Origin of the sequence: Variovorax dokdonensis (assembly GCF_030316895.1) — a bacterium.
GTDB lineage: Bacteria > Pseudomonadota > Gammaproteobacteria > Burkholderiales > Burkholderiaceae_C > Variovorax > Variovorax dokdonensis.
Map to the genome: position 1 here is coordinate 77,629 of NZ_JASZYV010000005.1, position 25,375 is coordinate 103,003.

Here is a 25,375-nt window from a genome sequence, read left to right on the forward strand (position 1 = left end):
TCCTTACTTGGCGGCGCCGGTGGCGGGCTTGGCGGCCTCGGCCGGCGGCTGGGCCGCGCCCGCGGCTGGCATGGCGGCGGCCTGCGCCGACGGCGGCGTCCAGGGCACCGGCTTGACCGGCGTGCCCGGCGGCAGCATCTGCAGCTTCTGGAAGCCGTCGACCATCACCTTCTCGCCGGCCTTCAGGCCTTCGAGCACCACCCAGCGGTTGTCCTGTCCGGCACTGATCTTCACCTTGCGCGGGCTGACCTTGCCGTCGTCGCCCACCACCATCAGGGAGTCGCCTTCCTGCGTGCGGGTCACGGCCTGCTGCGGCACGGTGATGGCGTTGGTGGCTTGCGCCTGCTCAAGCTGGACGCGCACGTACAGGCCCGGCAGCAGCGTCCCCTTGGTGTTGGGCAGCTCGGCGCGAAGGGTGATCTGCCCCGTCGTCGCGTCCACCGTCAGATCGGAAAAGAGCAGCTTGCCCTTTTGCGGGTACTCGGTGCCGTCTTCGAGCAGCACGCGCACTTCGGCGCCCGACTGGTCGCCCGTGCGCTTGAACAGGCCCGCATCCATGGCGCGTCGCAGCTTGAGCACGTCGGTGGCCGATTGCGTGAAGTTCACGTACATCGGATCGATCTGCTGGATCACCGCCAGTTGCGTCGCCTCGCCTTGGCCCACGAGGGCGCCTTCGGTCACCAGGGCGCGCCCGATGCGGCCGGAGATCGGCGCCGTGACCATGGCATAGCCCAGGTTGATCTTCGCGGTTTCCAACGCGGCGCGGGCCACGCCCACGTCCGCCTCGGCCGCCTTCCAGTCGGCCACGGCCTTGGCGTATTCCTGCTTGCTCACCGCGTTGGCCTCGACCAGCGGCTTGTAGCGTTCGGCCAGCGCCTTGGCCTGCACTGCGTTGGCCTCGGCGCGCGCGAGGCTCGCCTGCGCGCTCATGGCCGTGGCCTTGTAGGGAGCGGAGTCGATCTGGAACAGCGGTTGGCCGGCCTTGACGTCGCTGCCTTCGCGGAACAGGCGCTTTTGCAGGATTCCGGCGGCACGGGCCCGCACTTGCGACACGCGCGAGGCTTCGAGCCGGCCCGGCAGTTCGACCAGCAGGCCCACGTCGCCGGGCGTGGCGACCACGACGCCGACCTCGGGCGCCGGCATCTGGCCGCCGCCTCCCGCCGCCTTGGGCGCCTCGCTCTTGCCGCAGGCTGAAAGCAAAGCGGCCGCAGCCAGGGTGACGACCCCTAATGCAACTCGGGCCGGGAACGGGCGGGAAACTTCATGCAGTGCAGGCATGCGAGTCCTTTGGGGAAGAAGTCAGAAACAAAAAAACGACAAGAGCCCACCGGGCGCCCGGCGCGTTGCGCGGATGGGCGACAGATTCGGTGAGGCTTTTTGATGTGACGCTAGTATACATACATCCGTGTATGTATAGTGGCGTTGTAGGGTCTTCGGCCCGGGCAATGCGGATTCACAACAAGCAATTCAGGAGGCAACCGGAACATGGCACGTCGAACAAAGGAAGAGGCACTCGCCACGCGCGAGCGGCTGCTCGATGCTGCCGAGGTTCTGTTTCAGGAGCAGGGCGTCTCGCGCACCACGCTGCAGCAGATTGCGCAGGCATGCGGCGCCACACGAGGCGCGGTGTACTGGCACTTCAAGGACAAGGCCGACCTGTTCAACGCCATGATGGATCGCGTCACGCTGCCATTGGAGGCAGCCAACCGCGCGGGCATGGAAGCGGGCGCCGAGCAGCCACTGTTCGCGGCCCGGACCACGCTGGTGACGGTGCTGCGCGTGATCGCCACCGACCCAGCGGTCCGGCGTGTGGTCGACATCGCCACCCGAAAGATCGAATACACCGACGAGATGCAGGCCGTGCAGCGGCGGCACATCGAATCGCGTCGGCTCTTCCTCAACGACTTCGAGGACGCGCTGCGCAGTGCGGCGCGCCTGGCGGGGCATCGACTGCCGTTGCCAGTCGCGATGGCGGCGCAAGGCCTGCACTCGATCATCGGCGGGCTCGTCCAGGACTGGCTGCTGGAGCCCGAGGCCTTCGATCTGGTCGAAGCCGGCGAGCGTGTGCTGCTCGTCTATCTGACCGGGCTTGGCTTCGGCCCGCAGTGGATCCAACCGGCGAAATCGGCCACGCACTGTGCAGGGCGGGGCGGCCTCCCCGGATCGACGCTAAAATAGCCGACTGCCATGCGCTGTCGCGTGGCAATCTCGCTGTATTTCAACGGATAGAATTCGGCCCTCCGAAGGCTGAGATCCAGGTTCGATTCCTGGCGGCGGGACCAATTCAAAGGCCGGAAGCTTCCACGAGCTTCCGGCCTTTTTCGTTTTCCCCTCTGAAATGCCTTGCCGATCGTGCGAGTGCGTGCATGGAAGTGTGCATCAATCCGGGGGTATCCGGGGGCACTTCTGGGGGCACGCTCGCGAGGATTGGGGGCATCTTCCGATTTGTACCCCCACACGGCCACGAAGCTTTAGAACAAGCCACTCGAGAATGCAGGCTTTCGACATGACGGGCCTCGAACGCAAGCATGTAAATTCGTTCACCGGCCGGGCGCGCAAGACCCTGGGCGGAGTTTGTAAGCCAGCAGGGGGGGGGTAGTACGGGCGTCGCCGCAAGCACCCGGTGCGGGTGGCGTCGCGTCAGGTACTTAGCTGTCGCGGAGTGCGCCTGCGATCTCATCTAGGCTGTTTGCGATCTCCCGCAGCGCAGCGCCCATCACTTTCCCACTGAGTGCCGTACCCATCTCAGTGGCACACACCTGCATGAAGGCGGCTACAAGGGCCGGATTGTTGGCCGCATAGCCCTCGCCAAAGACTTTATCAATTCGGCGTTGCGCCTTCACAAGATAGCCTTCAGCCGTTTCGTAGGCTTGTCGATAGAGGTCGGTGGAGCTAGCCGCCTCGCTGTACACAGGGCTCATCGTTTGGGCCTCCTTCGCGCCGGCCAGTGTACGGTGAGCCGTGCGTTGACAGTGGGTTCTTGTCGCCAGGAAACAGACGCATGGCTCCCGGGGCCAAACGGGAACACGCAATGTGCGTGAAAGATTCATCGGTTCCGCCGCCGAGCCATTCTCAATGAGGTGGCTTGCATTCAGTGCTCCAGTAGTGTCAGGACACAATTCGCTGACAAAGAGGAGCGACGCATGCAGGAATACTGGTTGAACGTCGATCGTCCGATGGGGACGCAAATGCTTCATGTGGACGAAGCATGTAGTGATGTTCGAAACAAGGGCCGCGGAGAATACAAACCGATTGGTCTATTCGGTCGGGACGGCGGCTGGCTGCGTCACGTGTCCATCTATGATGCGACGAAAGACGCGAGCGAACGCGAGGGATTTAGACAGCTGGCATTTTGCGCTAACTGTCGAGCCGCCCGACCGGAATTCGCCGATGCGGCGCGCTCGATGAATGGGGGTGGATCGGGCAGCTTTGACCTGATATTCCGAGACTATGTCCCGGCTAGGCGCCGTCTTTCGCGTGTGCCGAAGGGGAATGAGGACGCCGCTGTTGCCGCAGTTCGTGTGGACCTGCCGTCAATATTCAAGAGCGCCATTGATATGCGCCAAGAGGCGGCCAAATATAAGGTGGTCGGCTCGGTTGGTGAGTTTCCATTGAACATGGCCACGATACCGTGGGTCGCTGTGTTTCGGGGCGAAGTCACGTCCGGAGCGCGCAGAGGTTTCTACGTAGTCCTCTTGTTCTCAGAGGATGGAAACGAGGCGGTTCTGTCTCTCAATCAGGGGTACTTTGAGTTTCAAAAGGAATTTAAAGGAGATGCTGCGCAAAAAGTGCGCGCGTCTGCGGATCTAGCCGGTGCCGTCCTTACCACTCCCCCGGGATTCAGTAGGGGCGTGATCAATCTGAAAGCAACTGGCGATCTCGGAAAGGGATACGAGCAAGCTGCGATTCTTTCAAAGGTCTATCTGCGTCGCGAGTCGCTTTCTGAGGAGCAGCTGCTCGTCGATCTTGCGACGCTGCTGGATGCGTACGACGAGCTGCACCGTATAGCGGGAAGCACACTTCTATCCTTGCTGCCTGCAGATCGCGATGAGGAGTTCCAGGGCGCCATTCAATCCATCATTTCGACGCACGGCGACTTAGCCACTCCCACGTCGACGGGACCCCAGCCGAGACCCGCTACGAGCCTGCGCCAGGGGCGGAGTGTCTACGCGAGAAATGCGGACGTTGCAGCTCGAGCTCTTGCGATGGGAGGAAACACCTGTGCACTGAAGACTGAAAGTGCCGCTCATGCGACGTTTATTTCGAAACGAAGCGGCCGGCCCTACATGGAGGCGCATCACTTGATCCCCATGAGCAGGCAGGATGACTTCGCCTTCAGCTTGGATGTTGAGGAGAACATCGTGCCGCTTTGTCCAACTTGCCATCGACTTTTGCACCATGGGCGCGGCGATGAAAAAGCGCAAGCATTGGATTCACTCTTGACGTCCCGGCTGCCCGGCTTGAACGGGCGAGGTCTGCAGATTGACCGTTCCACTCTGAAGCGCTACCACTCGATGCTGGCCGAGGAGGACTAGAGGCAAGGTAGATCGCTTGTTTGTCGGGTCGGTCTTCCAGTTTGATGGAACTCATCTCAAACTAGACAAACTCCGCGACTGCGCGCCACGAGTTAAGGTCGCGAGGTCGAGACGTTCGCCGGCTAGAGCAAATGGCGTCGCAGCTGGCCCCAACGAATTTGCGCACCGAAAGAGATTGGAGGCTCTCGCGCGGAGGAGGTCCGTGCGGAGCGTCGAGATCTAGCGGCCGAGGGCGCATCCCCAGCGAACTGGAGGACTGTCGCTTCGATGGGGAGGGCTTGGCAGCCTGAGTCGACGAAAGCTGCCCAGGCCCTGTGTGCGACGTGCCTAGGCTCAAGCGCCTACGCTCTCCATCAACGAACGACTGGGCTTCACCCTTATCCAGCCCAACAACGCGAGGTTACGAACGGCCTCGGCGACCGCGCGTTGCTTTGTCGGCTGCTGCCAAGTTTTTTTCCAATCCAGGATGTAGTCGTAGATTTGCTGTTCATCCACTTCAGCGTTCCTGTCGCCTTTCTTGACTTGGCGACTCGCAAACAACACTGTGAGGACTTCTTCAGCCTGCTCTGTGTCTTTGATTCGACTGAAGAGATCAACCGTCTTGTCGATGGACTTACGGTAGCGCTCGATCTCAGTCGAGAACTTACTTCGCTCCTTTGTAAACTGGTCACTCACTTGCAGTGCGACCATCCGTCCAAGCGGCTTCTCCTGGATCCAGTTGCGATTGGCAAAATCATGCAAGGCAGGTTTGACATCTGCCGAGAAGGGCCCATAACTGCCTTTCCCAAAGTCGAACCCGGTTGGAACGCCAAGCTCGGTGACGACGTAGCAAATCTTCTGAAAAATCGTTCGGCCAACCGGCGGCGCATAGGGTTGGTCTTCTAGTTCCTTCAGAACTTCGACCAGAGTCACCCATCCAGGCTGCATCTTCTCAAGTCGTCGCCCCTTGCCTTCCAAAGACAGCTGCGTCGGCGCGCCGAGAAATTCCGTTGTCAGCTCAGTACTCGGCGTGCCATAGGGAGCGAAGACTTCTATGTCTAGGGGCAATCGATGGAGCTTCTGGTAGATCAAAGGCCCAACCTCGGCCCACTCAAGACCTCCATTCCCGCAGCCAAGCGGCGGCATGGCCAAGCTCTTGATGCCCCACTGCTCATAGTGCCGCGCCAAGTAGGTCAGGCCTCTGTCAATATCGACTAGGCGCGAGGCGGATCGCCAGTGGTCCTTAGTGGGGAAGTTGACGATCTTTGCGCCACTTAGATCTTCGTAGACGTAAGGTTCGCCCAGCTTGACCTCCTTCCGCGCGCAACGACGTACATAGTCGTCGAACATTGCGGGGAAGTGCTCTTTGAACTTAAGGGCGACACCTTTGCCCATGACCCCGACGCAGTTGACCGTGTTCACCAAGGTTTGTGCATCGCTCTTGAACATGTCACCGATGAGCGCTTTGAACATACCTACGGACTACTTGAAGAAAAAATCTGGGTTAATCTCGATCGGACGCACAAAGCCTTGTTGAGTCATGCGCTCTGCTGCGCCCGCGTCGCGAGCATATGCTCCTACGATCATGTTAGGCAAGACGCGGTGAGGGACAAGCACTTCGGCGCACTTGCGGGAGCTATGCCGCCATTCTCGAATCTGATCGTCCGGATGAGTCCAAGTTCGCGCAAAAATGTCATCAAAGTCCAAAAGCTGCCACTGGCTGGGCGCGTAGAAGCGCACATATTTGCTAGCCGCATTCTGATCAGTGATTACCGTTCCATTCAGAGCCAGAACCTGGGTTGACACTCTGAGGACGCAAACGTCGTGGTCTCTCCTTACCGATAGCATTGGATTGCGGGCGTGAAAGTAGAGGTTTGCGTACTGGTGTAGCCGCAGGCCGCCGGGTACTGTCTTCGCGTCACGGAGGTCCTGTACCGCTTGCATTGCAACGCTGTGATGTGCAAGCTTCGCAGACTCCTCGTAAGACAGTATTCCGTGCCCCATTACAGACGCGATGTTCGCGGTCGGCATGATGCATTGCAGTTCGGTGACTCGAGGGTCCATTGCAGTGGCAGTACTTGTGTAGGCGATGGCAGCCGTTTACCTTGTTCGAACGTCCTTGATGCCATTGCGTCAGGCAGCCCACCGCCTATTGGCGTTGTGCGTCACCAGGCACTATTGCTCCGGCGATGTCGAGATCGGCAAATCTATGCGGCCTTTTCATTGTCGTCCGGCGCATTGAGACGCCAATTCACGTCGTCATTGAAATCCATTTCCATGACGATCGGCTCTTGCCCTTCATTTATTCGATTCCAGTGCATAACGTCGAAGGTGAGCTGTACAGCGTCGCCGACCATCTGTTCGCGACGCTGCTGGAATGATCGATGCGCGATATGACGTGGAGCGTCATCGATGTCGTGCCAGAGCGTGGTCTGCTGGTTGCCCTGCCAGGTCGTCACCGCCAAGTTTCCTCGGTAGGGTTTGCCCGTGACAGGGTCGCGCCGGATCTCTTCGCGAGCTGCGACCGAAAATTGCTCTGCCAATCTTTCAATGGCGGTCTTCGGCTTCGGGAGCGGCCAACCCATTGACACCGCGTACTTGGCGACGTCGTGCATATCCACCGACGCCTTGCCGCTTTCGTCCTTGTACCGTTTGATGATGATTTGCATCTCTTGGGATTTCTTGGCCATTTGACCCTCCTTAGTGACCTACCTGAGCGACGTCTCCCCAGCCATCGACGACGGCACTGCGGGTGACAATTGAACGGATTTTTGCCAGATGCGAAGCAAAGCGGGTGTACTGTCCCGTGCGAAACCTGAGCTGCCCCGCCACGAGCCCGGGGTGCACGCGCAAGGTCGCAGCAACCCCCAGGATGTCTCGATCGGCGAACGTCGGGGCCTTTCTGGCAATAAAGCTATCCATCGTCTTTTTCGGAACGCAGAACTCGGACGCGGCTGCGTTTGCGACTCGCTCCTCTTCGGAGATGGCGTCACCGACTCCCGCGCGAACACCCTCCAGTTCAGCGTCAATAGTGATCGCGCTTTTCCCGTGTTCTTGGAGAACGTGCTCAAGTTCGTGACGAAGAACGAACCAAAAATTGTCGATCCGATCAAAGCGAAGTGTCATGCCGATCACTGGTGCGGTCTCGCCGAGCCAAAAGCACACACCATCGATCTTTGCGGAGGGCAGAGACTCCACAATCAAAAACCTGATTCCGCACTCGGCCAAGATCCGCGGGACCTTGCGAGCTTCTTCTGCGGCCGACGTGAGCGGTCTGAGCATTTCTATAGCGCGCCGCCCGCTCGCAGCAGAGTACTTCGCAACGATCATCTCGGACGCTATTTGTCTCACGCGATAAAGCCACGCAAGCTGGGTAGGTGTGGCATCCTCCGAAATCACAGTACGCTTTGCTGCGTGGGGCAGAATCTCGATATCGTCGATTGCATCGACGCCGAAGAAGCGGGCGAGCTCTCGTTCAACAACTGGCAGGTCCCGTACGTCGGATGCGTTAAGCCATCCTCGCTTGATCATCTCTGCAACCGGGAGTCCGCCAAATAGCTGCGCTCGCGTCGCTCGCTTGGGGTTGGGTCGGACCACAAGGCGCGCTTTTGCGAGATCGAACCCTCGCTGCAGTGCGAGAAAGCGGTCTGCCGGGACATCGAATACTTCCTCAAGCGAGATGGCTATCTCGGGCGTTACTGCCTTCTTGTCAGCCACAAGCTTGCTAATGCCCGTCTCTTCCGCCTCTAGGACGACAGCGAGGACGCGGTTTGACCACCCGCGTTCTTCGAGGAGGTGGGCAAGCAGTTGCCCGGGGGTTCGAAACTCTTCCGCTTCATCCATGTTTGCGATTATGCGCAACTTGCACAAATTCGCAAACTGTTAATTTGTCGTCGTGATCGGGGCTGTCACGACGCTCGGGCTTGGTGGCTCTGGATGGATATCCTAGATTTTGCTGTTCCGCTCTTGAGCAAAGCTTTGGGCGCGCGTCCTACGTTGATAGACTCTTCTTCGGTTTAGTCCACTTTAAACAACTCTATTTGACAGCCGATGCGCCATGACTGCTGAACCCTGGGTTTCCGTCGAGCAGGTCGCCCAGCATCTGGGGGTGGCCAAGGACACCGTATACCGCTGGCGAGAGCACCGGGGGCTAACTGCTCACCGCGTGGGTCGCCTATGGAAGTTCAAGCTGTCCGAAGTAGACGAATGGGTGCGCGCCGGGGGCGCCGACGAAGGCAAAGACCAACAATCCGGAGGGGCTGCATGAGCATGAATGAGGCGGACACTCGCTATCACCTGATCGACCCGGTCCTACGAGGCAAGGGATACGTCAGCCGCGACCACATCACTCTCGAAACCGTGCTCACGCCACCGCCTGTGGAGCCCAGTGGACCTAAAGGCCGCAGACGCAAAGGCCCCGGCCGGACAGACTACCTGCTTTGTGTGCAGGCACCCAATGGCCCTAAGGCTATGCCAGTGGCTGTTCTAGAAGCCAAGAAGGAGGCCGAGGATCCGCTAAAGGGCATGCAGCAGGCCCGCGGGTATGCGGACACGCTGCGGTTCGATGTGAAGTACGTCTTCTCAACCAATGGTCACCTGTACGGCGAGTACGACCGCTTCACCGAGCTGATCAACGGTCCTTCCCCCTTCGGCGGTTTTCCTTCGCACCCAGATCTGACGGCGCGCTATTGCAAAGACACCGGCATCGACCTCACCAAGCCCGAGTCGGCCATGCTGTTCCAGGCGGATAGCGCCGCTTGGTCGCAGAGCCGCTACTACCAGGACGCCGCCATCCGCGCTGCCTTCGAGAAGATCCTGCTAGACCGCCAGGCCGGCAAGCCGCCGCGCGTGCTGCTGACGCTGGCCACCGGCGCTGGCAAGACCATCATTGCCACCAACCTGCTGTGGCGCCTATCGCAGGCCGGGCAGCTACCCAAGCCAGCCTTGTTCCTGTGCGACCGCGACGAACTGCGCGAGCAAGCCTACACGAAGCTCAAGGCTGCGTTTGGCGACAACGCTCGCATCGTCAAAACGGAGCGCGGCAGCAACGCGGCAGCGAACGCCCGCATTCACATCGCCACGTACCAAACCCTGGGCCTGGACGATGACGAAGGCTTTGCCAGTTTCTTGACCGAACACTACGGCGAGGACGCCTTCAGCGTCATCATCATCGACGAGTGCCATCGGTCGGCCTGGGGTCGCTGGTCTGAGGTGCTGCGGCGCAACCCCAACGCAATCCACATCGGCCTGACCGCCACGCCCCGCAAGCTGGAAGAGTCCGATAAGGCCTCGAAAGAAGACCAGGAAATCACGGCCAACAACCGCCAATACTTCGGCGAGCCGGTATACGAATACACGCTGATCCAGGCGCAGGAAGACGGCTACTTGGCCGCCTGCGAGATCGTCAAGCGCAAGGCCAGCATCGACAGCGCCACCTTCACGAAGAAGGAAATCCTCGCCGCCGGAGTCAGGGACATCAAGACCGGTAAGCCCCTCACCGAAGAAGACCTGACTAAGGACGAGTACACCGGCAAAGACTTCGACGACGAGTTGTTCATCGAGTTGCGCACGCCCAAGATGTGTGCCGACCTGTTCGAGCTGCTGTGCGAAAACGGCGGTCCGGAGCAGAAGGTCATCATCTTCTGCACCCGCGAGATCCATGCCGACCGCGTTGCCCAGCACATGAACAACCTGTACGTGCGCTGGTGCAAGAAGCACGAACACACGCCCAAGGACCACTACGCTTTCAAGTGCATGGGCGGCGCCAACAACGGTGCGGACATGATCGAGCCCATGCGGGGTTCCGGCGAGCGTGCCTTTATTGCTTGCACAGTGGACCTGTTGGAAGCCGGCGTGGACATTGAGCGGCTTAACGCCGTGGTGTTCTTCCGTTACCTCCAGTCGCCGATCAAGTTCTACCAGATGGTCGGGCGCGGCACTCGTATCCACGAGGAGACTGGCAAGTACAAGTTCTGGCTCTACGACTACACCGACGTCACGAGCCTGTTCGGCACCGACTTCATCACGAAGCCGCCGCGCCCGGGTGGCGGCGGCAAGGGCGGCGGGGGCGATGACGGCGGCGGCGGAGGCGGCGGGGATGACGGCCCGGCTGTGGGCGAGATTGGCGGGCAGCGCGTGAGCATCAATGCGCAGGGCCACTTCATCCTCAGCCGCCGCGACGGGCGCGATACGCCGATTCCGGTGGACGAATACCGGCGCGAAGTGATCCAGCGTGTGATCGCCGAAGCGCATAACCTCAATGACTTCCGCGCGCTGTGGATCGAGGCGCAGAAACGCCGCAGCCTCATCGACCACCTGCTGGGCGACAACTTCAGCCCCGAAGTGATCCGTGAAATCGACCAAATGACCGACTTCGACCTCTACGACTTCTTCGGCCACCACGGCTACCACGCCCGCGCCCTGCGGCGCCCCGAGCGCGGGGAGCTGTTTATCAGCAGCCACCGGCCATGGTTCGACGCCATGGACTCCAAGGCCGCCATTGTTCTCAAGGGCCTGGGGCATCAGTTCGCGGCGGATGGCACCGATGCGCTGGAAACGCCGGCGTTGTGGGACGTGCCGGAGATCAAGCTGGCTGGAGGATTGGATGCGCTGCGCGCTCTTGGGAAGCCCACGGACGTCATGCGCGAAGCCAAGGGAAGGTTGTTCGGGGTATGAGCGATCAACTCACGCTGGGTGATGTGCTGCTCGACATCCAAGCGGGAAAGAGCTTTCAAACCGCTGAGGTCCTCGCGCGGCCGGATGAACTCGGTGTGCTGAAGGTGAGCGCAGTTACGTGGTCTGACTTCCAGCCAGACGAAGCCAAGGCGCTGCACGGCGAGTACATACCAGACGTGAGCCACCGCGTGCAGAAAGGTGACCTGCTGATTTCCCGAGCGAACACCAAGGAGTTCGTTGGGGCGGTGGTTCTGGTTGATCGCGACTACCCGTTTCGTTTGCTTTCCGACAAGACGCTGCGTCTGGTGATTGACGAGGGTCGCGCGTCCAAGGAGTACCTGCTGTTTGCCTTGCGTGCCCCGAAGGCTCGTCGGCACATCGAGCACTACGCGACCGGTACTAGCGATTCCATGCGAAACATCGCACAAGGAGTGATCTCGTCTGTACCGATCGACTTACCGACATTGCCTGATCAGTGTCGCACCGCCGCCCGCTTGAAAGCCCAACTCACCGAGGTGGAGTGCGCCCGGCAGGCTGCGATCGCGCAACGCGATGGCGCCGATGCGCTCCTGGCCGCCATCTACCGCGAAGCCTTCGCGAAAGTGGTACCGGTCGCCGTGCCACCGACCTTTGACGACCCGCCACCGGGCTGGCAGTGGAGCAAACTCACCGAAGTGGCACGACTCGAAAGCGGCCACACCCCGAGCCGGTCGCGTCCGGACTGGTGGGGCGGCGACGTGTCGTGGATCTCGTTGACCGAGATTCGTGCCCTGGATGGGCAGTGGGTCGACAGTACGCAGCTACGAACGAACGCAGCGGGCATCGCCAACTCGGCCGCGCGAATTTTGCCGCGCGGAACGGTCTGCTACTCGCGCACGGCCTCAGTGGGTTTCGTGGCCATCATGGGCGCGCCCATGGCGACGAGTCAGGACTTCGCGAACTGGGTGTGCGGGGATGCACTCGACCCAGAATTCTTGATGCACGCGCTGATCCGCGCGCGCAAGGAACTGCGTGACCTGGCCATTGGTGCCACGCACAAGACGATCTACATGCCGACGCTGGAATCCTTCCACGTCTGTGCGCCCGAAATTGACGCCCAGCGACGCATCATCCGCGAGCTCAAGCAGCGCTTGGCAGCGGCGTCATCTCTACGGGCAGCGCTGGATGCACAGCAGGCAGAACTGGCGATGTTGCCCCAACGCCTGCTCGCCCAAGCCTTCGAGAACTGAACATGCCCCGACCCAAGAAGACCGACAAGGCCCCCAAGGCCATCGCCAGCACCCAATCTCTCTCCTCTTTCGTCAAGAGCATCTGCGACGTGATGCGCCGCTCGAATTGTGCGAGCGCGTTGCAGTACGTGCCGGAGCTGACCTGGATCTTGTTCCTGCGCATACTCGATGCGCAGGAGGCGCGCGACCAGGAGAAGGCCGAAGCCGTGGGCGCGACCTTCACGCCAGCGCTGCGCGCCCCGTACCGCTGGCAGGACTGGGCGGCACCGCCGCCGAAGACTGACGCTGACAAGACCAGTCACCCGCGGACTGCGGAAGGCCAACTGTTCGGCTGGAAACGCCAGGAACTGTTTGCCGCTGGCGACAACAGGCTGTTCGACTTCATCAACAAGGAGCTACTGCCTCACCTGCACAGCTTGGACGTGGACCCACGCACCAACCTGCCGATGCCCGACGCCACACCCAAGCAGCGTATCATCGGCCGCACGATGACGGCGGTGGAGCGAGTGCGGGTGGACTCCGAGACCAACCTTCGCGACATCCTCGACAAGGTCCACGAGATCAGCATCGATCACGTCGACGACACGCACTTCTTCACCCTGTCGCAGGTGTACGAGGACCTGCTGTTGAAGATGGGCGAGAAAAACTCCGACGGCGGCCAGTTCTTCACGCCACGCGAGGTGATCCGCGCCATGGTTCACACGGTGAGCCCCAAGCTCGGCCAGACGGTGTACGACCCTTGCTGCGGCACGGGCGGCTTTCTGGCCATCGCCTACGAGCACATCGCCCGCAAGATGGGGAACCAGCCACCGAGCACGGACATCGACACGCTCAAGCACGACACCTTCTTTGGCCGCGAGAAGGAGAACCTGGTGTTCCCCATTGCGCTGGCCAACTTAGTGCTGCACGGCATCGACCAGCCCAATCTGTGGCACGGCAACTCGCTGACACGCCGCGCCACCTACGGCGCGCTCTTTGCGGGCGCACCCAAGCAATTCGATGTGATCTTGACCAATCCGCCCTTCGGCGGCAAGGAGGGCACGGACGCACAAAAGAACTTTGCCTTCAAAACTAGCGCCACCCAGGTGTTGTTCGTACAGGACATCCTGGATGAACTGGCGCCGGGTGGCGCCTGCGCGATCGTGCTGGACGAAGGACTCCTGTTCCGCACCAATGAGACCGCCTTCGTCGAGACCAAGCGCAAGCTGGTGGACGAGTGCGATCTGTGGGCCATCGTCAGCCTGCCGGGCGGCGTGTTCTCTACGGCGGGAGCCGGCGTCAAGACCAACCTGCTGTTCTTCACCAAAGGCCGCAAGACCGAGCGCATTTGGTACTACGACCTGTCGCAGGTGAAAGTGGGCAAGAAGACGCCACTGACGCTGGCGCACTTTGGCTTCGCCGCGGATGGGTCGGTGCTGGACGATGTCGCGTTGCCCGCCGCGCTGGTGGCGGGCTGGCAAGCCGATGAGGATAACGAGGGGAAGCCCTTTCCAAGCTACGCCCGCCAGTTGGCGCGACGCGGTACGCCTGATGCAGACAGTCGGTGGTCGTGGACGGTGGATTTTTCCGCCCGCCGCGCCAAGGCTCGTGAGGAAATGCAGCCCCTGATGGAGAGTGCGGCCGAGCTCAAAGCCGCGGTGGTGGACCTGAAGGAACAGTTGAAGCGTCTGAAGAAGGAGAAGGCGGCCGACGATGTGCTGAAAGCGCATGACGCCTTGATCCGTGAGAAGGACAAGGCCGCCCGGGATCTGGAGGCACAAGCCGCCGCCATCGATGCGGCTGTGTTTGATCTGAAGGCAGTCAACCCGAACGCGATCGCCACGGTAGACGATCGGACGCCGGCGAAGATCATCGCCAGCATCGAGGAGCAGGGGCGCATCGTGGCCCAGGTGCTGGGGCGGCTCAGTGCCCTTTTGAGAGCCGATGTGCCAGCGGACTCAAACGCATGACGCGAATCGCCGTGTAGCCCCAAGAGATGGACCACGCTGTCCTCACCACCCTGCGTGACCGCCACCCCGCTTGGCGGCTGCTGGCCTCGCCTCACGCGCCGCTGGTGGCCAGCTTCCTGCACCGGGTGTTCGTAACGCCGAACGTACGCGTGATGAGCGAGGCAGATCTCGCCGAGGCGCTGGAAGACGAGCTGTTTACCCAGCGCGAGCAGTTGGGAGCAGATGCCTACCCCAAGGGCGCGCCGGAGTACCTGAACGACTGGACCGCACACGACAAAGGTTGGCTGCGCAAGTTCTACAAGCCGGGCACTGACGAGGCACAGTTCGACCTGACGCCCGCCACCGAGAAGGCCATCGCCTGGCTGGTATCGCTGACCGAGCGACCGTTCGTCGGCACCGAGTCTCGCCTGCTGACGCTGTTCGCCCTGCTGGAACAGATCAGCGCCGGCACCGAGGCCGATCCGATCAAGCGGGCGGACGAGCTGCGCAGGAAGCGCGACGAGCTGGACGCTGAGATCGCTCGCGTGCTCGCGGGTGACGTGTCGTTGCTGGACGACACGGCGGTTAAGGACCGCTTCCAGCAGTTCCAGCAATTGGCGCGCGAGCTGCTGGCCGACTTCCGCGAGGTAGAGCACAACTTTCGTCTGCTCGACCGCAAGGTGCGCGAGAAGATTGCGTTATGGGAAGGCGCCAAGGGCACGCTGCTCGACGAGGTCATGGGCGAGCGCGATGCGATTGGCGACTCGGATCAGGGCCGCAGCTTCCGCGCCTTCTGGGACTTTCTCATGTCCAGCCGGCGGCAGGATGAACTCTCCGGGCGGCTGGATCAGGTACTGGCGCTCCCCGCCGTGGCGGCGCTGAAGCCCGAGCCGCGAACCCGCCGCGTGCACCACGACTGGCTGGAAGCGGGCGAACATACACAGCGCACGGTGGCCCAGCTATCGCAGCAGTTGCGCCGCTTCCTGGACGACCGGACCTTTGTGGAGAACCGTCGCATCCTGGACCTGCTGCACGGCATCGAGAGCAAGGCGCTGACCTTGCGCGAGGCGACGCCGGCTGGCACGCTGACGCAAATCGGCGCGATGGGAGCGGATATTGAACTGCCGCTGGAGCGGCCGTTGTTCACGCTGAGCGTGAAGCCGCGCCTCGCCGATCTGTCGCTGGTGGCGGGAGAGGACGACGTCGACACCGCGCGCTTGTTCGATCAGTTCGTCGTGGACAAGTCACGCCTGCGCTCGGCCGTCCAACGCGCGTTGCGCCACCAACCGCAGGTCACGCTACGCCAGCTTTTGGACGCCGAGCCTCTGCATAAGGGTCTGGCCGAACTGGTGGCGTACCTAGAGCTGGCCCACGCCGGCGACGCCAGCGACGCCCTAGACGGCGTGCGAGCCCTCGTCGACGAAACCGTGGAAGAGCCGATCCGTTGGCAGGCCAGCAACGCAGCAGGGGAAGCGGTGACGCGCGAGGCGCGCTTGCCACGCGTGATCTTCACACGCTGACGGCTTAGGGTGAAGGGAAAAAGAAATTGAACGACACGCTGCACGAGGACGATTCGGCGGAGACCTCTCCCAATACGCTGCCAGCGGTGCCCGAACTGTCGCAGGTGATGGTGCATCTGCTCAAGGGCGTGCTCTACCGCGACGACGACGAGCGCCTGTGGGCCAGCCTGCTGCGTTTGCAGGCGCGGGTGCGCGAACAGGCCGCCGTGCTGCTGCTCGATCTGGTGTTGGACGAGTCCGAGGGTCACGCCTTCCTAAAGAGCCGTCCTGATCCGGACGAGTCGGAGGGGGCGCCCCGCCCCCCTCGGCTCGTCGTTCGCCGACCGCTCTCTTACCCGGTGAGCCTGATGCTGGCGCTGCTGCGCAAACGCATGGCCGAGTTCGACGCCGGCGGTGGTGACACCCGGCTGGTGCTCTCGCGTGATGAGATTGCCGAGCTGATGCGGGTGTTTCTGCCCGATGGCACGAATGAAGCGCGGCTTATCGACCAGGTGGACTCGACGATCACCAAGGTAGTCGACCTGGGGTTCCTGCGACGGCTCAAGCCCGCCGCAGGCACTGCACAAGACCGAGGCCACTACGAGCTGCGGCGCATCCTGAAAGCCTTTGTCGACGCACAATGGCTGGCCGAGTTCGATGCGCGCTTGGAGGCCTATCGTACGGCGTTGTCCCCAGCGCTCGCCAGATCGACCGACAAGGCGGGAGTGGCCGGTGCTTGAGGCGCCGACGCTTGCCTTGGACTTTGTGGCCGACGACAGCCGGGTGGGCTTTCGCCTGCAGCGGCTGGAAGTGCTGAATTGGGGCACCTTTGACAAGCGCGTCTGGCGCTACGAACTAGACGGCCGCAACGGCCTGCTGACGGGCGACATCGGTTCGGGCAAGTCCACGCTGGTCGATGCCATCACGACCTTGCTGGTACCGGCGCATCGCGTGGCCTACAACAAGGCGGCCGGGGCGGATGCCCGCGAACGATCCTTGCGCTCCTATGTGCTGGGTCATTTCAAGAGCGAGCGCAACGAGGTCACTGGCAGCGCCCGGCCTGTGGCGCTGCGCGATGCGTCGAGGTACTCGGTCATCCTTGGCGTCTTCCGCAACGAGGGCTATGACCAGGCCGTGACACTGGCCCAGGCCTTCTGGCTGAAAGACCCCCAGGGGGCGCCCGCACGCTTGTTCGTGGCAGCCGAGCGGGAACTCACCATCGCCGATGACTTCAGCGACTTCGGCAGCGACATCACCGCCCTGCGCAAGAAGCTGCGCGGCGCAGGCTGCGAGCTGTTCGACAGCTTTCCGCCCTACGGGGCCTGGTTCCGACGTCGCTTCGGCATCGAGCACGAGCAAGCCTTGGAGCTGTTCCACCAGACCGTCTCGATGAAGTCGGTGGGCAACCTCACGGACTTCGTGCGCAGCCACATGCTGGAGCCCTTCGATGTGGGCAACCGCATCGAGGCCCTGATCCGCCACTTCGATGACCTGGACCGGGCGCATCAGGCGGTGCTCAAGGCCAAGCGACAGGTGGACTCACTGACGCCCCTGGTCGAGGACGGCGAGCGCCACCAGACGCTGGTGTCCGAAATACAGGGGTGGCGAGATGCTCGTGATCAGCTTCGGCCCTACTTCGCCCGGCTCAAGGGTGAGTTGCTGGACCGCCGCCTCGGCTTGCTGGCGGAGGACGCTGCCCGGCTGGATGCGCAGATCGAGCGCCAGAACGCTCAGCGCGAGATCGAGCGCCTGGAAGCCAGCCGTTTGGAGCGGGCGCTGCGCGACAATGGTGGTGACCGCCTGGAGGAGTTGGCGGCAGAGATTCGCCGCCTGGAGGCTGACAAGGGACAACGTCAGCAGAAGTCCAACCGCTTCCAAGAGCTGCTGGCTCGCATCGATGAGTCCGCCCCGGCAGACGAAGCAGGCTTCCTCGCTCAGCAGCAGAGCATTGCCCAGCGCGCTGATGGCTTGCGCGAGCGCATCGCCGAGTTGGACAACCGCGAGCGCGAGGAGGACTTTGCCTTCCGCAAGGGGCGTGAAGAACACACGGCCTTGTCAGAAGAGATTGAAAGTCTCCAGCGGCGCAAGAGCAACATCGACGCCGTCCAGGTCCGGATTCGCGATGCGCTATGTGCAGCGCTGGCAATCGGTGAGGGCGAACTGCCCTTCGCGGGCGAGCTCATCCAGGTGCGTGACGACGAACGCGACTGGGAAGGTGCCGCGGAGCGGCTGCTACGCGGCTTCGGCCTCGCGCTGCTGGTCCCGGACGCGCACTACAAGGCCGTTGCGGACTGGGTGGACCGCCAGCATCTCGGCGCCCGACTGGTGTACTTCCATGTGCGCCCGCGAAAGGCGACGCAGGGTTCGGCGCTGCATCCGCAGTCGCTGGCGCGCAAACTTGTCATCAAGCCGGATTCGCCGCACTACGAGTGGCTGGAGCAGCAGCTTCGCCAGCGCTTCGACGTGGCCTGCTGTGTCACGGGGGAGCAGTTTCGGCGTGAGGCACGCGCCATCACGCGTGCCGGTCAGATCAAAGACCCGAGCGGCCGCCACGAGAAGGATGACCGCAGCCGCATCGACGATCGCAGCCACTATGTGCTCGGATGGAGCAACGCCGACAAGCTGCGCGCCTTGCGCGACCAGCGGCAACGATCGGAAGAAGGGCTTGCAACGCTAGGCGAGCGCATCAGCGAGATCCAGACGGCACGCAATGAGCTTCGGGGCCGGTTGGATGCCCTCAGCAAGCTGGAGGAGTTCACGCGCTTCGCCGACATCGACTGGAAGAGCCTGGCACGCCAGATTGCTGCGCTCGCCGAGGAGCGCGCACGGCTGGAAGCCGCATCCGACACCTTGCAGGAGCTGGGGCGTCAGCTCAAGGCGGCGCAAGACCGACTTGCGGAAGCAGAACACAAGCGAGATGAGGTCCGAGACAAGCGTGCAGAGATCGCAACCAAGCACGCGACTGCGCAAGACCTGCGGAATCTGACAGTTTGCATTTGGGACGACGCGCCGCTGACAGATGCTCAGATCGAGCGTCTGGATGGCTGGCGCTCACAAGCGCTGGGCGAGCATCAGCTGTCGGTCGAGTCCTGCGACAACCGCGAACAGGACGTGCGCAAGTGGCTGCAGGAGCGTATTGACGCGGAGGACAAGCGCCTGGCCCGTCTGACCGAGCGGATCGTCAATGCCATGCGAGGCTTCAAGGAGGAGTTCAAAGCCGAGACAGTCGAGATGGACGTGAGCCTGGCGGCGCTGCCAGAATACGAGCGGATGCTGACTGCCTTGAAGGGTGACGACCTGCCGCGGTTTGAAGCGCGCTTCAAGGAGCTGCTCAACGTCAACACCATCAACGAGATCGCCAACTTCAACGCCCAGCTTGCCCGCGAGCGGGAGACCATCAAGGAGCGTGTCGACTTCATCAACCAGTCGCTTCAGGTCATCGACTACAACCCCGGCCGCTACATCAAGCTGGTGGCGCAGCCCAGCCCGGACGCCGAGATCCGCGACTTCCAGCAGGATCTACGGGCATGCACCGAGGGTGCGCTGACAGGGTCAGCCGACGAGCAGTATTCGGAAGCCAAGTTCCTTCAGGTCAAGACCATCATCGACCGTTTCCGGGGCCGTGAAGGATTGTCGGACGGCGATCGGCGCTGGACCGCCAAGGTCACCGACGTGCGCAATTGGTTCCTGTTCTCGGCCAGCGAGCGCTGGCGCGCCGACGGTGCCGAACACGAGCACTACTCGGACTCCGGCGGCAAGTCAGGTGGGCAGAAGGAGAAACTGGCCTACACCGTGCTTGCGGCGAGCCTGGCGTATCAGTTCGGGCTGGAATGGGGTGCCGTGCGTTCGCGGTCGTTCCGTTTCGTGGTCATCGACGAGGCTTTCGGGCGCGGGTCGGACGAGTCGGCGCAGTATGGGTTGCGCCTGTTCCAGCAACTCAATCTGCAACTGTTGATCGTCACGCCCCTGCAGAAGATCCACATCATTGAGCCGTTCGTGGCCAGCGTGGGCTTCGTGCACAACGAGGGCGGGCGGGACTCGCGGCTCCGCTGTCTGTCGATCGAGGAGTACCGGGCGCAGAAGGACCAAGGGATGGCCGAATCGAGGGCCGCCGGAGTCAGCGCGGCGCCATGAACTGGACCACGCCAGCGGACCTGCGCTCCCAAGTCCAGCGCTTGTGGGACCGTGGTGACTTGCTGCGTGCGGCGGTCACGGATGCTGTTGCATGGCCCCTACGCCTGAACCTGAAGCCCCCCAGTGCCGCAGACCTGTCTGATCGCTTCGAGGCGGTGCGTGACTGGGTACGCGTCGTTGCCGAAACTCCGCAGGTTCGGATCGAATGGCGGGATTGGAATCACCGGGTGCAGGGAGCCCAGCGTCTTCCGGCAACCGTGTGGGTCGACTCGGTTCACGAGGCCTTAGCCCTTATCGGCAAGGCACGCCAGGCCCAACGCTTCGAGGTGCTGTGGCGACAGACAGCGGCCGTACAGCCTGCGCTGCTGGTTTGGCTGTCCCGACGGCCAATCCAGGCGCTGGACCTGGCCGACCGCTGGGAGCGTCTGTTGGCCGTCCTCGCATGGCTGCAAGCCCATCCTCGGCCGGGAATCTACCTGCGCCAGGTCGACGTGCCTGGGGTGGACAGCAAGTTCATCGAGGCCCACAGAGGCGTGTTGGCCGAGCTGCTGGACCTCGCGCTGCCGCCCGAGGTTGTCGAGCCCGGAGCGAATGGCGTCGCGCAGTTCAATCGCCGATTCGGGTTCCTGGACAAGCCCGTCCGGATTCGGTTTCGTCTTCTTGACCCGGCACTGCCCGGCCTACCGGGCTGCGAAGGGCTGCCCGACATCACGCTGGACGCGGCGAGCTTCGCGGCTTTGGCGTTGCCCGTCGAGCGAGTCTTCATCACCGAGAACGAGACCAACTTCCTCGCCTTTCCGACGATGGCGGGCGCCATCGTCGCCTTCGGCGCTGGCTACGGTTGGGAGGCGCTCGCGCGCGCCGCGTGGCTGCATCGATGCCAGCTGCACTACTGGGGCGACATTGATACGCACGGTTTCGCCATCCTTGACCAATTGCGTGGCCACTTTCCTCACACGGCGTCTTTTCTGATGGACCGAAACACGCTGCTCGCGCATCGCTTGCACTGGGGCGAGGAGCCCCAGCCTGCGCGGCACGAATTGCCGCGTCTCACGATCGAGGAGGCGGCCGTCTATGACGAACTCAGATTCGACCGCCACCGGTCCCGCCTTCGACTGGAGCAGGAGCGCATTGGATTTGGCTGGGTTTGCGAGCGACTGGCGTGCATCCCGCCAGGAGCCCTCGTATCGCAGCCTCATTTCTCGTAAGGTCGGGAGACCGAGCAACGCGTACCCAAACTGCTGATGCAGTTGCTCACAAGTGATCGAACACAAGTTCGGCCTCAGTCGATCCTGCGCTGAAGGCCAGCCCAGTCGACGAGGGCGAATCGTTTAACCGACGTACGGCTTCTTAACCAATGCGAGCATCCTGTAACTAGCGGGCGGCCGGGGGTCGAATTACCCCGAGGGCTCCAAGTGCCGGGAGTACCTACAAGGGGGAGGAGTCAGCGGGCGGTCTGTCCACGCGCATGGAGCGACCGACTGTTGCGGTAGGAAGCCACCAGAATGAGCGACAGGCGTGAAAACGCGCCGCCGGTGATACACCCACCGCATGAAGCGGCCCCCAGGGCTCGTAGGCCCTCCATTTCTCTTCCCTTCCTCTTCACTTTCATCTTCCTTCTCTATAAGACCAATGGTTGTCACACCTGCGCGCGTAGGTGTGACGGCGTGACGCAAGCACTGGCGCGCGTTGTCACGCTGTTGCGGTGTTACGTGCCTCGCGCCTGCACACGCGTGCATGTGTGTGCGCGCACATGCACGCGGGAGGCAGGCGTGACAGTGAAACACCGTGACAAGGCGCGCGGTTGCTGGATTCTGCTGTCACACTACCTCGCAACAGTGTGACAACGCGCGCCGTTGCATGCTTCATTCGTTGCCCCTTCCAGTTTGCGCTTCCTCGCCGGGGGAGCGGGACCATGTACCGCCATTGCCGCCGATGTACTTGCGCAGGTGTTCGGCGAAGACCTTGTAAGTTTCGGCGGCCCATTCGCCCTCCTTTACATCCTTTGGAATAGGGCACACCAGCAGCATCCGGCGGGCCTTGCGGCCGCCGCCGACCTGCGGGACCTGCATGGATTTGATCTGCATCGAGTGGCCCATGCTGTCGCTGAAGCGAAGGACCATGCGCGAGAACAGCTCGCGCTGTACCGGGAAGCGATCGCCGATGCGCGCGGCGAATTTGATGTACGCCTGGAATGCCTGGTCCACCTCGCACGAGTGGTAGGGCAAGTCGATCTGGCCGGCGTACCAGTCGGCCCAAAAGCGCTCGGGACTCTTGCGGTTGATATCGATGAGGTCGGCTTTGGCCTGCGTGAAGGGAGGCGGCGCGTAGATGCTGAAATCGCCCACCGGGTAGCGCAAGAGGTAGTCGTAGAAGGCGGCCGTGCCACCGGCGGCCTTCCATGCGCCCAGAGCGCTGTAGTAGGCCGGGTCCTTGGCGCCTGGCGTGTGCACTACTAGATAGCGGCGGTCGGAATTGTCCAGAGCAAGCGGCTGATTCTCGTTGGAGAGGAACACGATATTCATGTGGTTCTTCTCGGTACGGCGCGCGAAGTTCTTCGGGTTGATCTGCACTGTCGGGCTGGTGATCAACGCCTTAAGCCTGTTCTTGTTGTGGACTAGCTCGGCGCGGCTTGAAATTTCGTCACCGACGACAAAAAGCTTGGCCGATCGCCAGTCATTGAACCTGTCTTCCAACTCGTCCTGGCCCACCACGGCACCGTACTTGCCGTAGATGTCTACCACCAGGTCGAAAAGGAAGCTCTTTCCCGTGCCTTCGTCGCCGTGCATGATGACTGCAGTGCGCTGCTTCGAGCCCATGTTTTGGAGCGGATACGCCAGCCAGCACAGTAGCCAGTGCGTGATCGCCGCGCACTCTTCGGGCTTGTCAGACGTGCGACTGGTGAGATAGCGGATCAGTTCAAGGATCGGCTCGACGTCGCCGGCCTTGGGCGCCAGGTCCATACCGGCGAACAGGTTCACACACTCGTCGCCACAAGTCTGGCTCGGGTCGAACACCACCTGGTCGGGCCGCACCGTGCGGCGTTCGTCGTTCGTCTTCCATCTGTTCACCAGATCGTTGCCGTGCGCCAGGCTCATCGCGCCGACTTTCATCATCATGTGTTCGGCTTGGTCCCATACGTTGTCCGTGCCGTAGATGAGGGTGAATCGATCTAGAAGCAGATTGAGCTGGCCCCAGTCGATCGGCCTCTTTGACTGCACTGCACCCGCGGAGGCCGGCAGTTCACTGGATGACTCTGCTACGCCTGCGCTCGAGTGGATGACCTCGGGAGAAATATCAAAATCCAACATCAGATTCAACGGTCTCGCAACGTTTGATGTGGTGCCGCCGGGCGTTCACGAGTCCCGGGCGCTCCCGCCCATGCAAAGAGAGTCCGACCCGTCGAACGCAGATCGATGGATGGGGGTATTCGCGATGGATCGCACGAGCGTGTCTGGAGAGGGCGGCGAGCTCGGCACCATTCGGTGCGTTGGATTGCGGAAGGCCGGGGCGATGTGCATAGCAGGCGGCTGCCTCAGCACGTACCTCTTCGCTCGACGAAGAGACTGGCGAGTGGGGCATGGTCTATGCCCTCGCGCGAGTACCAATGCGCTCGGAAATCCAAGCGTCAATCTCAGATGCTGGCCAACACACGGCGCGAGGCGAAAGCCTTACCGGCGTCGGGAAGGCGCCTCGCCTGATGGCTTCATAGATTGAGCTCTTGCGAAGGCCGACGCGGGTCTCGACTTCGGGAAGTCGAAGCAGCCGCTCGGGGGGTGTTTGGTGTGGGTTGATTTCTGATTGCATTGCCATCGGTTTGTGTGTTTGAAAACGCGAAGAGATCACTTTGTTCTGTGAGGTCTCGAAATCACGACCGCACAGTTAGAACCTTCGACTAATTATTCGGGCACTTCAGCGTCGCGCGCAACACTCTTGACTGCTTCAAATCAAGCGGAACTTGAGTGCTGCTGGCGGGCGACGACCGGACGCACAAACCGACCCATGCGACGACGTGTGTGAGTTAGGCTTTGTTGCCCTTCTTCAATGTCTTTCCCTGCTTGCGCGCATCCAGGTGGTCGGCCCACCACTGCATGAGCGTGATCCGATCATCGAGATAGGTTGACCGGTTGTAGGCCGCGCGCACTTGATTTCTCTCGGCGTGCGCGAGTTGGCGCTCGATCACGTCGGGGTTCCACCCGGCCTCGTTGGCAATCGTAGAAAACAGCGCGCGAAAACCGTGTGCAGTAGCTTCACCACGGTATCCCATTCGCGCAAGCGCGCTGTTGAGCGTGTTCTCGCTGAGCGATTTGCTGGGATAGAAAGGGCTCGGAAAGACGAGTTCTCGATCGCCACTCAGCGGCAACATGCGGCGGACGACCTCGACGCTCTGCTTCGACAGCGGCACAACGTGTTCAGCACGCATCTTCATGCGCTCAGCAGGGATACGCCATAAGGCATTGTCCAAATCGAACTCGGTCCATCTCGCGCCGCGAATTTCGCCTGGACGCATCGCTGTCAGCATCAGCAATCGCAACGCACAAACCGTATGGACGTCGCCTTCGTAGGCATCAAGCTTGGCGAGGAAGGCGGGGAGCTCCTTGCTAGCCAAGGCGGGTCTGTGCTGAACCTTGCGAGGCTTCAAGATTTCCGAAGGGACGAGGTCCAACATCGGGTTGTGATCGATTCGATGGTGCGTCACCGCGTAGCGAAAAGCCGCCTTGATCCGCTGAAGCACGCGTGTCGCCATTTCGCTGGCGCCACGGGCCTCGATCCGCTTGACGATCTCCATGACCTCGCGGGTCGTGACTGTGGCCATGGGGCGGGAGCCCAGAGCCGGAAAGACATCGGCGTTCAACGATGCCCTGGTGCGCTCGAGCGTGATGGCTTCCCAGCGTCCGGCTTGGTGGGCCAGCCAGTCGTTGGTGACCGCCTCGAACGTGTTTGCGGCCTCCTGCAGGACTTTGACCTTAGCCGCCTTGCGCAGCGCGCCGGGGTCCTCGCCTTTGCTGAGTGCCTTGCGCGCTTCCTCGCGTCGTTCGCGGGCGTCTTTCAGGCTCACCGTCGGGTAAACCCCAAACGCTAGTCGTTTTTCTTTGCCGCCGAAGCGATACTTCATGCGCCAGTACCGTCCGCCTGCCGGCGTGATTTCAAGGTAGAGACCGGCGCCGTCGGCGTGCTTTCCGGAGGTGGTGAGGGTGCGAAGTTTTGCGTCGTTGAGCTTCATGATTTGTGGGCGAAAAGGGAATGGGGGCACATTCCGGGGCACATTTCGCACTCACAACGACGATAACTCCTATCCATGCGGGTTGCCGGCCCGAATTCGGTTCCTGGCGGCGGGACCAAACACATAGCCGGAAGCATCCACATGCTTCCGGCTTTTTTGTTGGAGCCTGGCC

At 62.0% G+C, this 25,375-nt stretch carries 19 protein-coding genes and 1 tRNA gene; 11 read left to right on the forward strand and 9 right to left on the reverse strand.

From position 1 onward, the window contains the following. Positions 1 to 3: 3 nt before the first annotated feature. Positions 4 to 1,278 (reverse strand): efflux RND transporter periplasmic adaptor subunit, encoded by a 1,275-nt coding sequence (locus QTH91_RS20710; protein ID WP_286662043.1) that lies wholly within the window; start codon positions 1,276 to 1,278, stop codon positions 4 to 6. Between the two features lie 207 nt (positions 1,279 to 1,485). Between QTH91_RS20710 and QTH91_RS20715 the strand changes: the two genes are divergently transcribed. Both QTH91_RS20715 and QTH91_RS20720 read left to right on the forward strand, forming a co-directional pair. After that, positions 1,486 to 2,178 carry a TetR family transcriptional regulator gene (locus tag QTH91_RS20715; protein ID WP_286662044.1) on the forward strand — a complete coding sequence of 231 codons (693 nt, stop codon included), beginning with the start codon at positions 1,486 to 1,488 and terminating at the stop codon, positions 2,176 to 2,178. A gap of 29 nt (positions 2,179 to 2,207) precedes the next feature. Next, positions 2,208 to 2,282: transfer RNA gene (locus QTH91_RS20720), tRNA-Arg, on the forward strand. Between the two features lie 366 nt (positions 2,283 to 2,648). Here QTH91_RS20720 and QTH91_RS20725 read toward each other — a convergent pair. Then, positions 2,649 to 2,921 (reverse strand): hypothetical protein, encoded by a 273-nt coding sequence (locus QTH91_RS20725; RefSeq protein WP_286662045.1) that lies wholly within the window; start codon positions 2,919 to 2,921, stop codon positions 2,649 to 2,651. Between the two features lie 222 nt (positions 2,922 to 3,143). On the opposite strand from QTH91_RS20725, the gene QTH91_RS20730 reads away from it, so the two are divergent. Beyond that, positions 3,144 to 4,535, forward strand: coding sequence for an MrcB family domain-containing protein (locus QTH91_RS20730; protein ID WP_286662046.1), 1,392 nt, complete (start codon positions 3,144 to 3,146; stop codon positions 4,533 to 4,535). 333 nt (positions 4,536 to 4,868) lie between these two features. Here QTH91_RS20730 and darG read toward each other — a convergent pair whose 3' ends face one another. The 4 genes from darG to QTH91_RS20745 form a co-directional block, all read right to left on the reverse strand. Further along, on the reverse strand, positions 4,869 to 5,987 hold the full coding sequence (darG, locus tag QTH91_RS20735) for a type II toxin-antitoxin system antitoxin DNA ADP-ribosyl glycohydrolase DarG (RefSeq protein ID WP_286662047.1): 1,119 nt from the start codon (positions 5,985 to 5,987) through the stop codon (positions 4,869 to 4,871). A 9-nt stretch (positions 5,988 to 5,996) separates the two neighbouring features. Continuing rightward, positions 5,997 to 6,578 (reverse strand): DUF4433 domain-containing protein, encoded by a 582-nt coding sequence (locus tag QTH91_RS23110; RefSeq protein WP_368389477.1) that lies wholly within the window; start codon positions 6,576 to 6,578, stop codon positions 5,997 to 5,999. A 143-nt stretch (positions 6,579 to 6,721) separates the two neighbouring features. Further along, positions 6,722 to 7,204, reverse strand: a complete 483-nt coding sequence (locus tag QTH91_RS20740) for a hypothetical protein (RefSeq protein WP_286662048.1) — start codon at positions 7,202 to 7,204, stop codon at positions 6,722 to 6,724. A 10-nt stretch (positions 7,205 to 7,214) separates the two neighbouring features. Beyond that, the gene (locus QTH91_RS20745) at positions 7,215 to 8,357 is read right to left on the reverse strand and encodes an ImmA/IrrE family metallo-endopeptidase (protein WP_286662049.1); all 1,143 of its coding nucleotides are present in this window, start codon (positions 8,355 to 8,357) and stop codon (positions 7,215 to 7,217) included. Positions 8,358 to 8,571: 214 nt separating this feature from the next. Here QTH91_RS20745 and QTH91_RS20750 point away from each other — a divergent pair, with 214 nt between their 5' ends. The 8 genes from QTH91_RS20750 (at position 8,572) to QTH91_RS20785 (ending at position 21,187) form a co-directional block, all read left to right on the forward strand. After that, positions 8,572 to 8,781, forward strand: coding sequence for a helix-turn-helix domain-containing protein (locus tag QTH91_RS20750; protein ID WP_286662050.1), 210 nt, complete (start codon positions 8,572 to 8,574; stop codon positions 8,779 to 8,781). Positions 8,782 to 8,990: 209 nt separating this feature from the next. Further along, a complete protein-coding gene (locus tag QTH91_RS20755; RefSeq protein ID WP_286662051.1) occupies positions 8,991 to 11,189 on the forward strand; it encodes a DEAD/DEAH box helicase family protein in 2,199 nt (732 codons plus the stop codon). Further along, positions 11,186 to 12,418, forward strand: a complete 1,233-nt coding sequence (locus tag QTH91_RS20760; RefSeq protein WP_286662052.1) for a restriction endonuclease subunit S — start codon at positions 11,186 to 11,188, stop codon at positions 12,416 to 12,418. Before QTH91_RS20755 ends, QTH91_RS20760 begins: the two co-directional genes overlap by 4 nt. Before the next feature lie 2 nt (positions 12,419 to 12,420). Beyond that, a complete protein-coding gene (locus QTH91_RS20765) occupies positions 12,421 to 14,367 on the forward strand; it encodes an N-6 DNA methylase (protein ID WP_286662053.1) in 1,947 nt (648 codons plus the stop codon). 26 nt (positions 14,368 to 14,393) lie between these two features. Continuing rightward, on the forward strand, positions 14,394 to 15,866 hold the full coding sequence (locus QTH91_RS20770) for a DUF3375 domain-containing protein (RefSeq protein WP_286662054.1): 1,473 nt from the start codon (positions 14,394 to 14,396) through the stop codon (positions 15,864 to 15,866). Between the two features lie 26 nt (positions 15,867 to 15,892). Then, on the forward strand, positions 15,893 to 16,585 hold the full coding sequence (locus tag QTH91_RS20775; RefSeq protein ID WP_286662055.1) for a DUF4194 domain-containing protein: 693 nt from the start codon (positions 15,893 to 15,895) through the stop codon (positions 16,583 to 16,585). Continuing rightward, entirely contained in the window at positions 16,578 to 19,979 is a 3,402-nt protein-coding gene (locus QTH91_RS20780; RefSeq protein ID WP_286662056.1) for an ATP-binding protein, read from the forward strand. The genes QTH91_RS20775 and QTH91_RS20780 overlap by 8 nt, the downstream gene beginning before the upstream one ends. Then, positions 19,976 to 21,187, forward strand: coding sequence for a DUF3322 domain-containing protein (locus QTH91_RS20785; protein WP_286662057.1), 1,212 nt, complete (start codon positions 19,976 to 19,978; stop codon positions 21,185 to 21,187). The genes QTH91_RS20780 and QTH91_RS20785 overlap by 4 nt, the downstream gene beginning before the upstream one ends. A gap of 657 nt (positions 21,188 to 21,844) precedes the next feature. Here QTH91_RS20785 and QTH91_RS20790 read toward each other — a convergent pair. The 3 genes from QTH91_RS20790 to QTH91_RS20800 form a co-directional block, all read right to left on the reverse strand. Next, positions 21,845 to 23,290, reverse strand: coding sequence for a primase-helicase family protein (locus QTH91_RS20790; RefSeq protein ID WP_286662197.1), 1,446 nt, complete (start codon positions 23,288 to 23,290; stop codon positions 21,845 to 21,847). Between the two features lie 274 nt (positions 23,291 to 23,564). After that, positions 23,565 to 23,792 (reverse strand): helix-turn-helix transcriptional regulator, encoded by a 228-nt coding sequence (locus tag QTH91_RS23115; protein ID WP_368389478.1) that lies wholly within the window; start codon positions 23,790 to 23,792, stop codon positions 23,565 to 23,567. Between the two features lie 208 nt (positions 23,793 to 24,000). Then, the gene (locus QTH91_RS20800; protein WP_286662058.1) at positions 24,001 to 25,203 is read right to left on the reverse strand and encodes a tyrosine-type recombinase/integrase; all 1,203 of its coding nucleotides are present in this window, start codon (positions 25,201 to 25,203) and stop codon (positions 24,001 to 24,003) included. Positions 25,204 to 25,375 lie beyond the last annotated feature (172 nt).